11 protein-coding genes are annotated in these 14693 nt (G+C 71.7%); 2 read left to right on the plus strand and 9 right to left on the minus strand.

Features of this window, described 5'->3' with window-relative positions; all coding sequences use genetic code 11:
• Positions 1-10: 10 nt before the first annotated feature.
• From ACIQWX_RS22600 to ACIQWX_RS22640, 9 genes are all read right to left on the minus strand, one after another.
• The gene (locus ACIQWX_RS22600) at positions 11-1396 is read right to left on the minus strand and encodes a rhamnulokinase family protein (protein WP_400875860.1); all 1386 of its coding nucleotides are present in this window, start codon (positions 1394-1396) and stop codon (positions 11-13) included.
• A 5-nt stretch (positions 1397-1401) separates the two neighbouring features.
• Entirely contained in the window at positions 1402-2823 is a 1422-nt protein-coding gene (locus ACIQWX_RS22605; RefSeq protein ID WP_400874197.1) for an arabinose isomerase, read from the minus strand.
• An 8-nt stretch (positions 2824-2831) separates the two neighbouring features.
• Positions 2832-4862 (minus strand): bifunctional aldolase/short-chain dehydrogenase, encoded by a 2031-nt coding sequence (locus ACIQWX_RS22610; protein WP_400874200.1) that lies wholly within the window; start codon positions 4860-4862, stop codon positions 2832-2834.
• A 2-nt stretch (positions 4863-4864) separates the two neighbouring features.
• Entirely contained in the window at positions 4865-6031 is a 1167-nt protein-coding gene (gene rhaI, locus ACIQWX_RS22615; RefSeq protein WP_400874202.1) for an L-rhamnose isomerase, read from the minus strand.
• A 5-nt stretch (positions 6032-6036) separates the two neighbouring features.
• Complete coding sequence (locus ACIQWX_RS22620) at positions 6037-6381, minus strand: L-rhamnose mutarotase (protein WP_400874205.1); 345 nt, start codon at positions 6379-6381, stop codon at positions 6037-6039.
• Between the two features lie 63 nt (positions 6382-6444).
• Positions 6445-7506, minus strand: coding sequence for a rhamnose ABC transporter substrate-binding protein (gene rhaS, locus ACIQWX_RS22625; protein ID WP_400874208.1), 1062 nt, complete (start codon positions 7504-7506; stop codon positions 6445-6447).
• Between the two features lie 5 nt (positions 7507-7511).
• Positions 7512-8519, minus strand: coding sequence for an ABC transporter permease (locus ACIQWX_RS22630; protein WP_400874211.1), 1008 nt, complete (start codon positions 8517-8519; stop codon positions 7512-7514).
• Complete coding sequence (locus ACIQWX_RS22635; RefSeq protein WP_400874214.1) at positions 8512-9552, minus strand: ABC transporter permease; 1041 nt, start codon at positions 9550-9552, stop codon at positions 8512-8514. The genes ACIQWX_RS22630 and ACIQWX_RS22635 overlap by 8 nt, the downstream gene beginning before the upstream one ends.
• Positions 9549-11066: a sugar ABC transporter ATP-binding protein gene (locus ACIQWX_RS22640; RefSeq protein WP_400874217.1), complete on the minus strand. Its 1518-nt coding sequence runs from the start codon at positions 11064-11066 to the stop codon at positions 9549-9551. Before ACIQWX_RS22640 ends, ACIQWX_RS22635 begins: the two co-directional genes overlap by 4 nt.
• Positions 11067-11216: 150 nt before the next feature.
• On the opposite strand from ACIQWX_RS22640, the gene ACIQWX_RS22645 reads away from it, so the two are divergent.
• Positions 11217-12251: a LacI family DNA-binding transcriptional regulator gene (locus ACIQWX_RS22645; RefSeq protein WP_400874219.1), complete on the plus strand. Its 1035-nt coding sequence runs from the start codon at positions 11217-11219 to the stop codon at positions 12249-12251.
• Between the two features lie 78 nt (positions 12252-12329).
• The gene (locus ACIQWX_RS22650) at positions 12330-14675 is read left to right on the plus strand and encodes a glycoside hydrolase family 2 protein (protein ID WP_400874222.1); all 2346 of its coding nucleotides are present in this window, start codon (positions 12330-12332) and stop codon (positions 14673-14675) included.
• Positions 14676-14693 lie beyond the last annotated feature (18 nt).

Genomic DNA, 14693 nt, shown 5'->3' on the forward strand with positions numbered 1-14693 from the left:
CGGTCGCGGATCAGCCGCGCAGCCGGGTCTCCGCCGCGTCCCAGTCGTCGGCACCCGAGGGCTCGTAACGGCGGATCTCCTGCGTCTCGCGCACCAAAGTCCGCATCGACGCCAGGTCCGGCAGGTCCTCCCCCAGCGCCCGGGCCTGGACCAAGACGTTGCCCAGCGCCGCCGCCTCGACCGGGCCCGCCAGGACCGGGACCCCGCACGCGTCCGCCGTCAAGCGGCACAGCAGCTCGTTGCGGGCGCCGCCGCCGACGATGTGGACCACGTCGATCGGGCGGCCGGTCAGCGACGACGCCTGGCGGAGCGTGCGCCGGTAGGCCAGCGCCAGGCTGTCCAGGATGCACCGGACCACCGCACCTCGCGAAGACGGCGGGCGCTGACCGGTCGCCTCGCAGGCAGCGGCGATCCGCGAAGGCATGCCCCCCGGTGGCAGGAACTCGGGAGCGTCGATGTCCACCACCGCCGCCAACGCGGGCGCGGCGGCCGCCGCCTCGAGCAGCCCCGGAAGGTCCGAAGTGGACCACGTCCGCAGTGTCTCCGACAGCACCCACAGGCCCATCACGTTGCGCAGGAAGCGGATCGTGCCGTCGACGCCGCCCTCGTTGGTGAAGTTCGCCGCCATCGCGGCGTCGCTCAGCTCCGGCGACGGCAGCTCCAAACCCGCCAACGACCACGTGCCCGAGGAGATGTACGCGAAGTTCGTCCCCGGCGAAGCGGGCACGGCGACCACCGCGGACGCCGTGTCGTGCGAACCCACCGCGATCACCGGCAACCCGGACAGTTCGCGCGCCTTGCCCACCACCGTGCCGGGATCGCGCAACGGCGGGAGCAGCCGCGGCGGAATACCAACGCGGCTGGCGAGCGAGGTGGCCCAGGTCCGCGCGCGCACGTCGTAGAGCTGCGTGGTCGACGCGTTCGTGCGTTCCGCCCCGATCTCCCCGGTCAGCCAGTAGTTCAGCAGGTCCGGGATGAGCAGCATCGTCCGCGCCGCGTCGAGCCGGTCGCCTTCGGCCACCAGCTGGTACAGCGTGTTGAACGGCAGCTGCTGCAACCCCGTGACGTCGTACAGCTCCCGGTCGGGCACCGGGACGGTGATCCCGTCGGTGCGCGGATCCCGGTAGCAGACGGGATTGCCGAGCAACGCGCCCCGCTCGTCCAAGAGCCCGTAGTCGACCGCCCACGAGTCGATGCCGACGCCGTCGAGGGCCCCGGCTTCCCGGAGGCCGGCCAGGGTCTCGCGGTAGAGCCCGAGGACGTCCCAGTACAGCACCGGTCCCGCCTGGACCCCGCCGTTGGCGAACCTGCGGACCTCCGAGACCTCCAGCACCGACGCGCCGACCGTCCCGGCCATCACGCGCCCGCTGGACGCGCCCAGGTCGACGGCCGCCACCCGCTTCACGGGTTCACCACGGTCAGCTCCAGGCCGAGCAGGTCCGCGACGGCCGTCAGCTCGCCGACGCGGTGGCCGGTGCCGAGCGCCCAGTGGTGCGCGATGCCGCTGGCCGACCAGGCGTCGGTCCACTCCCCCGGGTCGCAGCCGAAGTCGACGCGGGACGTCGTGTTGCCGATCCGCAGCAGCGGCCCGGGCACGACCGTGCCTTCCGACGCGATGAGCGTGAACGTCCCGTCGCGCCGCTGCCCGAGCCCGCACAGCGTCACCGGGCCGTGCTTGACGTCGAACTCGACCGACACGCCCCAGCCGCGCTTGCCGTGGTAGACGCCGAGGCCGCGCAGCAGCGGCTTGCGCGCGCTGATGCCGAGGTGCGCCGGGCCGTCGTGGCCCATCTCGACGACGTTGTCCCGGAAGTTCAGCGCCTGCAGCTCGGTGAACGAGCCGCCCGCGCCGAGCCGGTCCATGACCAGCATGGCCAGGGACGTCCGCAGCTCGTACTCGCCGACGGCCGGAATGCCGCGCGCGGTCAGGAGGGACGCGCCGAGGATGAACCCGGCTCCGACGCGTTCGTGGGTCTCGCCGTCCAGGCCGCGGTGGTAGTAGGCCAGCGAATCCAGTGCGAAGTCCGAGACGAGCTGATCGAGCGCCACGGAAACCTTCGCGCCCCAGGCGAAGTCTTCGTCCACTACGGACTCGTCCACAGTGAACACTTCGCGGGCCAGTGCCATCCTTGCGGCCGCGTCGGCGTCGGACACCTTTTCGACCCGCACGCGCAGGTCGTCGATCTCCAGGATCTCCACGTGCCCGCCGAGCTGGCCGGACACCAGGGTCGGGTCGGTGGAGACGTCCATCATGCCCGGGTAGAGGTGCCCGAGCAGGCCGTGGCGGCCGTGCCGCAGCGCCGCCCGCACGCCGGCCGCCTTGATCCACCGCTCGATCTTCGTCCAGGCACGGGCGTCCTCGAGGTAGCCGGACACCGAGCGGAACTCGACGCCCAGCCGGCGGAACGCGTTGGCCATCTCCGGCAGCGGGCACGCGCCGCAGTACGCCAGCCACGCGCCGGTGTCGAAGGACTCGTGGTCCATCGCCTCGGTCGGCTGCAGGTTCAGCAGCAGCACCGGCGCGCCCGACCGCTGCGCGACCGGCGCCAGCATGCTGGACGTCAGGTACGTCGTGAGGAACCCGACGATCAGGTCGCACCCCGCCACCCGGAGCTTTTCCGCCGCGGCCGCGCCCTCGACCGCGTCCGAGACGAAGCCGGCGTCGACGACCTCGCAGTCCATCTCGGACAGTCTCTCCGAGACGCGCCGAGCCGAGGCCTCCAGTTGCGGCAACAGCGAAGGGAACTGCGGCCAGTACGCGCCGAGCCCGCCGGAGACGAGCCCGACGCGGGTCCGGCGCGGCGTGGTGCGGTCGAGCGTCATCGGAACTCCTAACGCAGGAACGCGGCGGCCACCCCGGCGTCCACCGGCACGTGCAGGCCGGTGGTGTGGGTGAGGTCGCCGCCGGTGAGGGCGAACACCGCGGCCGCGACGTGCTCGGGCAGCACCTCGCGCTTGAGGATGGTCCGCTGGGCGTAGAACTCGCCGAGCTTCGCCTCCTCGACGCCGTAGACCGCGGCGCGCTGGGCGCCCCAGCCGCCGGCGAAGATGCCGGAGCCCTGGACGACACCGTCGGGGTTGACGCCGTTGACGCGGATGCCGTGCCCGCCCAGCTCGGCGGCCAGCAGCCGGACCTGGTGGGCCTGGTCGGCTTTCGCGGCACCGTAGGCGACGTTGTTGGGACCGGCGAACACCGAGTTCTTGGACGAGATGTAGACGATGTCGCCGCCGGTGCCTTGGTCGATCATCGCCTTCGCCGCCGCGCGGGCGACCAGGAAGGATCCCTTGGCCATGACGTCGTGCTGCAGGTCCCAGTCGCGTTCGGTGGTCTCCAGCAGCGGCTTGGAGATCGACAGCCCGGCGTTGTTGACGACGAGGTCGATCCCGCCGAAGGCCAGCGCGGTGGCGTCGATCGCGGCCTGGACCGCGTCGGCGTCGGTGACGTCGGCGGTGACCGCGATCGCCTTGTCGGCGTTGCCGATCTCCGACGCCGTTTCCGCGGCGGCCGAGGCGTTCAGGTCGGCGATCGCCACGCAGGCGCCCTCGGCGGCGAGCCGTTGCGCGATGGCCTTGCCGATGCCGGAGCCAGCGCCGGTGACGAGCGCGATCCGCCCGGCCAGGGGCTTGGGCTTCGGCATCCGCTGCAGCTTCGCCTCTTCCAGCGCCCAGTACTCGATCCGGAACTTCTCGCTCTCGTCGATCGGCGCGTAGGTCGAGACGGCCTCCGCGCCGCGCATGACGTTGATCGCGTTGACGTAGAACTCGCCCGCCACGCGCGCGGTCTGCTTGTCCTTGCCGAAGGAGAACATCCCGACGCCCGGTACGAGCACGATCGCCGGGTCGGCGCCGCGCATCGCCGGCGAGTCCGGCGTCGCGTGCCGCTCGTAGTAGGCGCGGTAGGAGTCGCGGTACTCGCCGTGCAGTTCCTTCAGCCGCGCGACGACGTCTTCGAGCGGCGCCGTACTGGGCAGGTCCACGACGAGCGGCCGGACCTTGGTGCGCAGGAAGTGGTCCGGGCAGGACGTGCCCAGCGCCGCCAAGGCGGCGAGCTTCTCGCGGCTGAGGAACTCCAGCACGACGTCGCTGTCGGTGTAGTGGCCGACCTGCCGCTGGTCGGTCGAGGCCAGCCCGCGGATCACCGGCGCCAAAGCCGCCGCACGCGCGTGGCGCTCGGTTTCGGGAAGCGCCTCGAAGCCCGGGACGACGGGGCCGAACGGCTCGGCGACGCCGCGCGAGGCGAGGAACTCCTCGGCCGTGCGGATGATGTCGAGGGAGTTGCGCTCGCACTCCTCGGACGTCGCGCCCCACGCCGTGATGCCGTGCCCGCCGAGGATGACGCCGATGGCCTGCGGGTTCGCCGCCTTGACCGCGGCGATGTCCAGACCGAGCTGGAACCCGGGCCGCCGCCAGTCCACCCAGGCGACGCGGTCGCCGAAGCACTCCTTCGTCAGCGCCGCGCCGTCGGCCGCGGTGGCCAGGGCGATGCCGGAGTCCGGGTGCAGGTGGTCGACGTGCGGGGCCTCCACGAGGCCGTGCATCGCGGTGTCGATCGACGGCGCCGCGCCGCCCCGGCCGTGCAGGCAGTAGTCGAACGCGGCGACCATCTCGTCCTCGCGCTCGACGCCCGGGTAGACGTCGACCAGGGACCGCAGCCGGTCCAGCCGCAGTACCGCGAGCCCGCTCTCCTTGAGCGTGCCGAGGTCGCCGCCGGAGCCCTTGACCCACAGCACGTCCGTGGCCGAGCCGGTGACCGGGTCGGTCACCGAACCCTTCGCGGAGGTGTTGCCGCCGGCGTAGTTGGTGTTGCGCGGGTCGGCCCCGAGCGCGTTGCTGCGCGCGATGAGCTGCTCCGGCACGGTCATGCTCATGCTCCCCATCCGGCCTGCGTGCCGCCGGCACGCTCGGCCACGATCTTCTCCTGGTACCCGCTGCGGGCGTACGCGGCGATCGGGTCCGGGTCCAGCCCGGAGTCCTCGCGCAGCTCGGCCAGCAGCGGCCGGACGTCGGTGTTGTACGCGTCCATCAGCACGGCGTTCGCGCCGAGGACGTCACCCGCCTGCTGGGCGGTGCGCAGCGCGGCGCGGTCGACGAGCAGTGCCTTGGCCGTGGCCTCCTGGACGTTCATCACCGACCGGATGATCGCCGGGATCTTCGCCTCGATGTTGTGGCACTGGTCGAGCATGAACGCGATGCCGTAGGCCGGGTCGAGTGCGTCGCCGCGGACGATCTCGTACATGATCCGGAACAGCTGGAACGGGTCCGCCGCGCCGACCATCAGGTCGTCGTCGGCGTAGAAGCGCGAGTTGAAGTCGAACGCGCCGAGCTTCCCGGCCCGCAGCAGGAACGCGACGATGAACTCGATGTTCGTGCCCGGGGCGTGGTGGCCGGTGTCGATGCAGACGGTCGCCTTCTCCCCCAGCTCGATGCAGTGCGCGTAGGACGTGCCCCAGTCCGGGACGTCGGTGGCGTAGAAGGCGGGCTCGAAGAGCTTGTACTCCAGCAGCATCCGCTGGTCGTCGCCGAGCCGGTCGTAGGCCTCCTTCAACGCCGCCGCGAGCCGGTCCTGGCGGTCGCGGATGTCGTCCTGGCCCGGGTAGTTGATGCCGTCGGAGAACCACAGCTTGAGGTCGCGCGAGCCCGTGGCGTCCATGATGGAGATCGCTTCGAGCAGGTGGTCGGTGGCCTTGCGCCGGATGCCGGCGTCCGGGTTGGTGACCGAGCCGAGCTTGTAGTCCTCGTCCTGGAAGACGTTGGTGTTGATCGCGCCGATTTCGACGCCGGCGTCCCGCGCGTAGGCGGTCAGGGCGCCGTAGTCGTCGACCTTGTCCCAGGGGATGTGCAGGGCGACGCTCGGCGCGACGCCGGTGAAGCGGTGCACGGTGGCGGCGTCGGCGATCTTCTCTTCGGGGGTGCGGGGCACGCCGGGTTGCGGGAACACCTTGAACCTGGTTCCGGAGTTCGCGTACGCCCACGAGGGTGTTTCGATGCGCTGGGCCCGCAATGCCGCTTTGACGGCGGTCAAATCACCCATGGCGATCACTGTCCTTCCGCGACGGTGGGGGGTTCGAGGTGGAAGACCTCTGACAGGAGCTGGAAGCCTTCGTCGGGCGGGCCACCGTCGAGTCCGGTGAAGAACTCCGCCATCTCCGCCTGCCAGCGGGTGTTCACGTCGGTCTCGGCCATCGCGGCCTGTGCGGCGGCGAGGTCGTCCGCCTCGACGTAGCCGATCAGGAGGCCGTCTTCACGCAGGAAGAGCGAGTAGTTGCGCCAGCCGGTGTCGAGCAGGGCCTGCCGCATCTCGGGCCACACGTTGCGGTGGCGCTCGGCGTACTCGGCCGCTCGATCGGGCTTCACCTGGAGGCAGAAGCAGTAACGGGGCACTGTCCGTCCTTAGTGGACTCCGTGGCCGGGCCGGGCGGCGATCGGCCCGGCCACGGAAAACCGTCAGAAGTTGAACTTGTCGATGTTGTTCGCGTCGAACGTCGTCGGCGGGCCGAGGACGATCTCGCCGCTCGCGCCGACCTTGTAGTCGCCGAGCTTGCCGGCCTTGAACGTTTCACCCTCCTTGCCGGTGATCTGGCCGGACTTGAGCGCGACGCCCGCGTAGGCGGCGAGGTAGCCGATGTCGGCCGGGTTCCACAGCGCGAACTGCTTGACCGTGCCGTCCTTGACGAAGGCGCGCATCTGGTTCGGCGTGCCCAGGCCGGTCACCGCGACCTTGCCCTTGTAGCTGGACGTGCTGACGTACCGCGCGGCGGCCGCGATGCCGACCGTGGTCGGCGAGACGATCACCTTGAGGTTCGGGAACGACTGCAGCAGGCCCTGGGCCTCCTGGAACGACTTCTGGTCGTCGTCGTTGCCGTAGGCGATCTTGTCCAGCTTGATGTTCGCGTACTCCGGCTTGGCCAGCTCCTTCTTCAGGACCTCGATCCAGGCGTTCTGGTTGGTCGCGTTCGGCGTCGCGGACAGCACCGCGATCTCGCCGGACCCGCCGGTGAGGTCCTTGGCCTGCTTGGCCAGCGCCTCGCCGATGCCCTGGGTGGTGGCCTGGTTGATGAAGACGTCGCGGCAGTCCTTGGCGGCGTCGGAGTCGAACGCGACGACCTTGATGCCGGCGCTGCGGGCCTGGTTGAGCGACGGGCACACGGCGTTCGGGTCGTTCGCGGCGATGCCGATGACGTCCTGCTGCTGCTGGATCAGCGTGTTGATGTAGCTGACCTGCGAGGACGCGCTGGCGTCGTTCGGCCCGACCAGCTTGTACTCGCCCTTCAGCTCGGCCAGCGCGTCCTTGCCGCCGCTGACCTCGATGTCGCTGTAGGGGTTGTTGAGCTGCTTGGGCAGGAACGCCATCTTGACGCCGGTCGCGGCCGTGGCGTTCGGGTTCGCCGTGGCCGTGGACTGCTGGGCGCCGGAGCCCGCGGAGTCGTTCTTCGTGGTGCCGCCGCAGGCGGCCAGCACGAGCACGAGCCCGGCCGACACTGCGCCGGTGAGGAACCGTCGGGACATCTTCGTCACCTTTCTGGGGATACCGGAGCAGTCGCCCGGCCACGGCGGCGCAGAGCCGTCCGGGCCGAGGAGACGATGTTGGGCAGCAGGACCGACACGATGAGGAGCACGCCGGTCACGATGTTGAGGGCCTCGTTCGAGACGTCCTGCAGGCGCAGCGCGTTCTGCAGGGTCGCCAGCAGGACCACCCCGGCGAGCACGCCGGGCAGCGTGCCCTTGCCGCCGAAGATGGACACGCCGCCGAGGAGCACGGCGGCCACCACGGCCAGTTCGAGGCCGAAGCCGTTGTCGGCGCGGGCGCTGGAGTAGCGCAGGGTCCAGAGGATCCCGGCGAGCCCGGCGACCGCGCCGCTCACGACGTACAGCCAGAACTTGAGCCGCCCGGTGCGGATCCCGGCGAACCGGGCCGCCTGCTCGCCCGCGCCGGCCGCGAAGACCCCGCGGCCGATCGGCGTCGCGTGCAGCACGACGCCGAAGATCAGGGCGACCACGAGCAGCGGGACCAGGACGTTCGGGATCGGGCCGTCGCCGATGGTCCCGGTGACCCAGCTGGTGTAGTCGCGCGGGAAGTCGGCGACCGCGCCGTCGCCGAGGACGACGAACGCCAAGCCGCGGTAGAGGGCGAGGGTGCCGATCGTGACGGCCAGCGACGGCAGCTTCAGCACCGTGACGAAGAAGCCGTTCAGGGCGCCCAGCACCGCGCCGAGCACGATGCAGAGCGGGATGATCGTCTCGATCGACAGGCCCGCGTCCCACAGCGAACCCATCACCGCCGACGTCAGCCCGAGCGTGCTCGCCACCGAAAGGTCGATCTCGCCGGTGACGATGATGAACGTCATCGGCAGCGCGACCAGCGCGATCGGGAGCAGATCGAGCAGCAGGAACGTGAAGTTGCGGCTGGTGCCGAAGTTCTCGACGGCGCCCGAGGCGACGATCAGCGCGATCACCGTCACGAGCACGACGGCGGCGTCCCAGCTGAGCAGCCGCCCGAGCGGGTTACCTCGGTCAGACATGGGCGTCCCTCTTCTTCAGTGCCTTCGCGACCCGGACGGCGACCAGCCGGTCGGCGCCGATGGCCAGCAGGATCAGCGCGCCGACGATCGCCTGCTGCCAGAACTGGTTGATGTCGAGCACGGCCAGAGCGCTGCCGATGACGGTCAGCAGCAGCGCGCCGAGGCCCGCGCCCCAGACCGAGCCGCTGCCGCCGAACACCGCGACCCCGCCGACGACGGCCGCCGCGACGACGTTCAGCTCGTAGCCGGTGCCGGCGGCCGCGTCCACGGTGCCGAACCGGGCGGCGAACAGCACACCCGCCAGACCCGCGAGCGCGCCGCTGACCAGGAACGCGGCGGTGGTGTTGCGGCCGACCCGGATGCCGGCCAGCTGCGCGGCCTGCGGGCTCGACCCCATCGCGTACAGCTCGCGCCCGGCCGGGTAGCTGCGGAGCACGATCCCGCCGACGACGAGGACGAGCACGGCGATGAGCACCAGCCACGGCACGCCCAGCACCGACGCCGTCCCGAAGTCCAAAAAGGACGCGGGAAGCTTGTCGGCGTTGATCTGCTGGCCGCCCGCCCAGAAGAAGCTGACACCGCGGAAGGCGTAGAGCGTGCCCAGCGTGACGACCAGCGCGGGGACCTGGCCGAAGCGCACCAGCGAACCGTTGACGAGCCCGCAGACCGCGCCGACGCCGAGGCCCACGAGCAGCGCGACGATCACCGGCAGGCCCGGGTTGTCGCGCATCAGCGAGCCGACGGCGAAGGCGGCGAGGCCGAGCACCGAACCGACGGAGAGGTCGATGTTGCGGGTGATCATCACGATCGCCTGCCCGACGGCGAGCACCGCCAGGATGGCCGTGCCGAGCAGGATGTCGCGGATGCTCTGCCCGGAGAGGAACCGGGAGTTCTGCGTCGCGGTGAACGCGACCAGCACGATCAGGGCGAGCACGATGCCGGATTCGCGGGCCTTGAACACGTTCGCGGTCCACGACTGTCGCGGGTGGACGGTCGGTTCCCCGGTCACGGGGGCCTCCTTGGTGACGGTCATGCGGCGGCCCCCTGCCCCATCGCGGCGTACATGACGGCGTCTTCGGTCGCGTCGGCACGCGAGAGCTCGGCGACGAGCCTGCCTTCGCGCATCACGAGCACGCGGTCGGCCATGCCGAGCACCTCGGGCAGTTCCGAGGACACCATGACGATCGCGACGCCTTCGGCCGCGAGCGCCGACATCAGCCGGTGCACCTCGGCCTTCGTGCCGACGTCGATGCCGCGCGTGGGCTCGTCCACGATGAGCACCTTCGGTGCCATCGCGAGCCACTTGGCCAGCACGACCTTCTGCTGGTTGCCGCCGGAAAGCGTGCCGACGGGGTCGGCGAGGCGGCGGTACTTGGTGCGCAGGCGCTCGGTCCAGTGCCGGGCTTCCTGCCGCTCGCTCGCGCCGGTGAGGAAGCCGAGCTTCGACAGCGCGCGGGACCGCGGCAACGTCACGTTCCGCTCGATCGAGAGGTCCATGATCAGGCCCTGCTGACGCCGGTCTTCCGGCACCAGCGCCACGCCGGCGGCCATCGCGGCCCGCGACGAATGCGCTTTCAGCTTCTTGCCGCCGATCTTGACGACGCCCGCGTCCCGTTCGTCCACTCCGAACACGGCTTGGACCACTTCGGACCGCCCGGACCCGACGAGCCCGGCGAACGCGACGATTTCGCCCGCCCGCACCGAGAAGGAGATGTCACGGAAAACGCCTTCACGCGCCAGACCTTCGACTTCGAGCACGACCGCGCCGGGCTCGACGTCCTGCTTCGGGAACAGGGCGTCGAGGTCGCGCCCGACCATCCGCTTGACCATGTCGTCGACCGTGACGTCTTCGAGGAGGTCGGTGGAGACGTGCTTGCCGTCGCGCATGATCGTCACGCGCTGGCAGAGCTCGGTGATCTCCTCGAAGCGGTGCGAGATGAACATGATCGCCGCACCCTCTTGGCGCAGCGTCCGGGCGACGCTGAACAGCCGCTCGACCTCGATCTGAGTCAGCGCGGCGGTCGGCTCGTCCATCACCAGCACGCGGGCGTCGGCGCTGAGCGCCTTGGCGATCTCGACGATCTGCTGGTCGGCGATCGACAGTCCGCGCGCGGGACGGGCGGGGTCGATCCGGACGCCGAGGCGGGTGAAGAGCCGCTCGGCCTCCTCGCGGATCGCCGTCCGGTCGATCCGGCCCATGCTCTTGCGCGGGTGCCGGCCCATCACGATGTTCTCCGCGACGCTCAAGTCCGGGAACAGCGTGGGTTCCTGGTAGATCACGGCGATGCCGGCGGCCTTCGCGTCGGCGGGCGAGCCGAACTCGACCGGCTGGCCGTCCAGCAGCAAAGTGCCGTCGTCGGGCTTGTGCACCCCGGCGAGCATCTTCACGATCGTGGACTTGCCGGCGCCGTTCTCCCCGACGAGCGCGTGGGCTTCCCCCGCGTGCAAGCCGAAGCTCACGCCGGCGACGGCGGCGACCGCCCCGAACGACTTCGTCACGCCGCGCACCTCCAGCAGAGGCGCCCGGCCCGGGTCCTGCCGCGTCATCGCGACCTCCGGATTGAAAGGTTTCACAAACCTGGCGCGGTGACGCTACTATGCGGTCGGAGAACAAGTCAATGAATCCGCCGAACCGTGGCCAAACGGCTTCCGGACCGGGCAGTTCGTGATGATGTTACGTTTCAAAGGGGAGCGCTCATGACGGTCCAGGAGTCCGGTGCCGAACCGAAAACGGCCGGCATGAAGGACGTCGCCGCGGCCGCCGGCGTCTCCCTCGGCACGGTGTCCAACGTGCTCAACCGCCCCGACCGCGTCAGCCCCGCGACGCGCGCGAAGGTCGAGACCGCGATGGCCGAGCTCCGGTTCGTCCGCAACGAGTCCGCGCGGCAGCTGCGGGCCGGGCGCAGCCGCGTGCTGGCCTACGTGATGCTCGACGGCAGCAACCCGTTCTTCACCGACGTCGCCGCCGGGATGGAAGACGCCGCCGACGCCGGCGACCTCTCCCTGTTCCTCTGCAACAGCGCGCACCAGCCGTCGCGCGAGGCGGCCTACCTCGGCCGGCTCGAACAGCAGCGCGTGCAGGGCATCCTCATCACGCCGGTCGACCCGGACGCGCCGCTGCTGCACGAAATCGCGCTGCGCGGCACGCCGGTGGTGGTCGTCGACCGCACCCCGGGCGGCACGACGCACTGCTCGGTCGCCGTCGACGACGTCTACGGCGGGGAGATCGCCGTGCGGCACCTGATCGAGCAGGGCCACGACCGGATCGCGTTCATCGGCAACCACACCACGGTCGGGCAGGTCCGCGACCGGCGGCTGGGCGCGTTGCGCGCGCTGCACGCGGCCGGCCTCGGGCCCGACCACCTCGTCGATCTGACGACGACGGCCCTGACCGTGGCCGACGGGCGCGGCGCGGGCGAGCGGCTGGCGGGGCTGCCGGCGGCCGTCCGCCCGACCGCGGCGTTCTGCGCCAACGACCTGGTCGCCCTCGGCCTGCTCCAGACGTGCGCCAACCTCCGCATGCGCGTCCCGGAGGACATGGCGATCGTCGGGTACGACGACATCGAGTTCGCCGCGGCGGCCGCCGTCCCGCTGACGTCGGTCCGCCAGCCCCGGCGCCGGCTCGGCCGCACGGCCGCCGAGCTGCTGCTGGCGGAGGCCGAGCCCGGCCACGAGCACCGGCAGGTCGTCTTCACCCCCGAACTGGTGGTCCGCGCTTCGACCCTTCGCTGAGCCAACCGTTCGATCGTCTGTGACGTCTTAACGCCCGGGAGCGATTCCCGGGTGGGACGCCGAGCACGGAGGTCGACGATGGCCGAGGGCAAACCGCGCCTGACGCGGCGCGGGTTCCTCGCCGCGAGCGGGGCCGCGCTGCTCGGCGTGGCCGCCGTCGGGTCGGCCGGGCACGCCGCACCCGGCCCGGACAGCGTGCGGCTGGGCGATTTCTGGCTCTTCGGGCGGTACGCCGACGGCTGCACCGACCTCGGCTTCGACGAGCTCGACCTCTCCCCCGTGCAGCTGCCCCACTGCGTGACGCCCCTTTCGTGGACCGGCTGGGACCCGGCGTCCTGGCAGGACCGGTGGATCTACCGCAAGCACTTCACGGCGACCGCGGCCGAGCGGTTCACCGCCCGCTTCGACGGCGTCATGACGACCGCGTCGGTGTTCCTCAACGGCACGCTCGCCGGCACCCACGAAGGCGGCTACCTCCCGTTCGAGGCGGAGCTGCCCGGGGTCGTCGACGGCGACAACGTGCTCGCCGTGGTCGTCGACGGGCGGTGGGCCCTGGACGTGCCGCCCAACCTGCCGCGCGCCGGCGGTCCGTCGGTGATCGACTTCTACCAGCCCGCCGGGATCTACCGGCCGGCCACGATCGGGCCCGTGCCGCGGACGCGGCTGGCCGACGTCTTCGCCCGGCCCGTCGACGTCCTCTCCCCCGGCCGGTCGCTGCACCTCACCTGCACGCTCGACGCCCCCGCCGCCGCGCAGGTGACCGCGTCCGTGCGCCAGGCCGGCCGGGAGCTGGCCCGCGGCGGTGCGCCGGTCCCGCCGGGGAGCCGGACGGTGGAGTTCGACGTCGGCGGGCTCGGCGCGGTCCGGCTGTGGGACGTCGAGGACCCCGCGCTGTGCGAGGTCGTGGTCGCCGTGCGGTCCGGGGCCGCGGTGCTCGACCAGCGGACGGTGCGCGTCGGCTTCCGCGACGCGAAGTTCACGACGGACGGCTTCTTCCTCAACGGCCGCCGGCTCAAGCTGGTGGGCCTCAACCGGCACCAGTGGTACCCGTTCGCCGGCGGCGCGATGCCCGGCCGCGTCCAGCGGCGCGACGCCGAGATCCTGCGGCGCGAGCTGAACTGCACCATGGTCCGCTGCTCGCACTACCCGCAGTCGAGCGCGTTCCTCGACGCCTGCGACGAACTGGGTCTGCTGGTCTGGGAGGAGATCCCGGGCTGGGGCCGGGTCGGCGACGCGGCCTGGCAACGGCAGAACCTCCGGGACGTCTCGGGGATGATCACCCGCGACCGCAACCACCCCAGCATCGTCGTCTGGGGCACCCGCGTGAACGAGGCCAACGGCACGACGGCGATGTACGGGCGCACCGGGCAGCTCGCCCGGCAGCTCGACCCGTCCCGGCCGACGAGCGGCGCGCTGGCCAGTTCGACCGGCGCGCGGTTCGCCGGCAGCGACGTCGAGGTCCTGGCCTACAACGACTACACCGCCCGCCGCGGCGCGCCCTTTCAGCTGCGCCCGCCGCGCGCGGGAGTCCCCTACCTGGTCACGGAGACGATCGGCACCCTCGCGGGCGCCCGTGCCTACCGGCGGACGGACCAGGCCGCGGCCCAGCAGCTGCAGGCCGAGCTGCACGCGAAGGCCCACGACCTGGCCGCGGCGGACGACCGCTATTGCGGGCTGCTCGCCTGGTGCGCGTTCGACTACCCGTCGGGCTGGCAGCGGTCGGTGGGCGGGTCGAAGTACGCCGGGGTGTCCGACTTCTTCCGGATCCCGAAGCCCGCGGCGGCGTTCTACGCCTCCCAGGGCGATCCGCGGACGCGGGCGGTCGTCGAGCCGGGCTTCGCGTGGGACTTCACGGCGTCGCCGTCTGGGCCCGGGCGGGACGTGACGATCTGGTCCAACTGCGACCGGCTCCTGCTGTTCCTCGACGACCGGCCGATCGGCGAGGCGCGCAGCCGGCGGGCGGACTTCCCGCACCTGCAGCACCCGCCGTTCGCCGTGGACCTGGTGGTTCCGCTCGGGCAGCGGCCCCAGCTGCGGATCGACGGCTACGCGGGCGGCGAGCTCGTGGTGTCCCGGCGCTTCAGCGGCGACCGGAGCCGGGACGTGCTGAGCTGCGTCCCGGACGACACGCGGCTGCGGGCGGACGGCGCCGACGCGACCCGCGTGGTGGTGTCGGCGGTGGACCGGTTCGGGACGCTGCGCGCGGGCGCGACCGGCAAGGTGACGCTGGCGCTGACCGGGCCGGGCGAGCTGGTCGGCGACCCGACGCTGGACTTCGGGGCGACGGGCGGGGCGGCGGCGGTGTGGCTGCGGCCGTTCGCGGGCCCGCCGGGAGTGCTGACGCTGACCGCGAAGCACGAGACCCTGGGCACGGCGACCGCGACGGTGAGCGCCGACGGTTCGGAAGGCGGGTCGCGGTCGTGACGGAGGTGGTCGGCGCCG

The organism is Amycolatopsis sp. NPDC098790 (assembly GCF_044759945.1).
In the GTDB taxonomy this organism is placed as follows: Bacteria; Actinomycetota; Actinomycetes; order Mycobacteriales; family Pseudonocardiaceae; genus Amycolatopsis.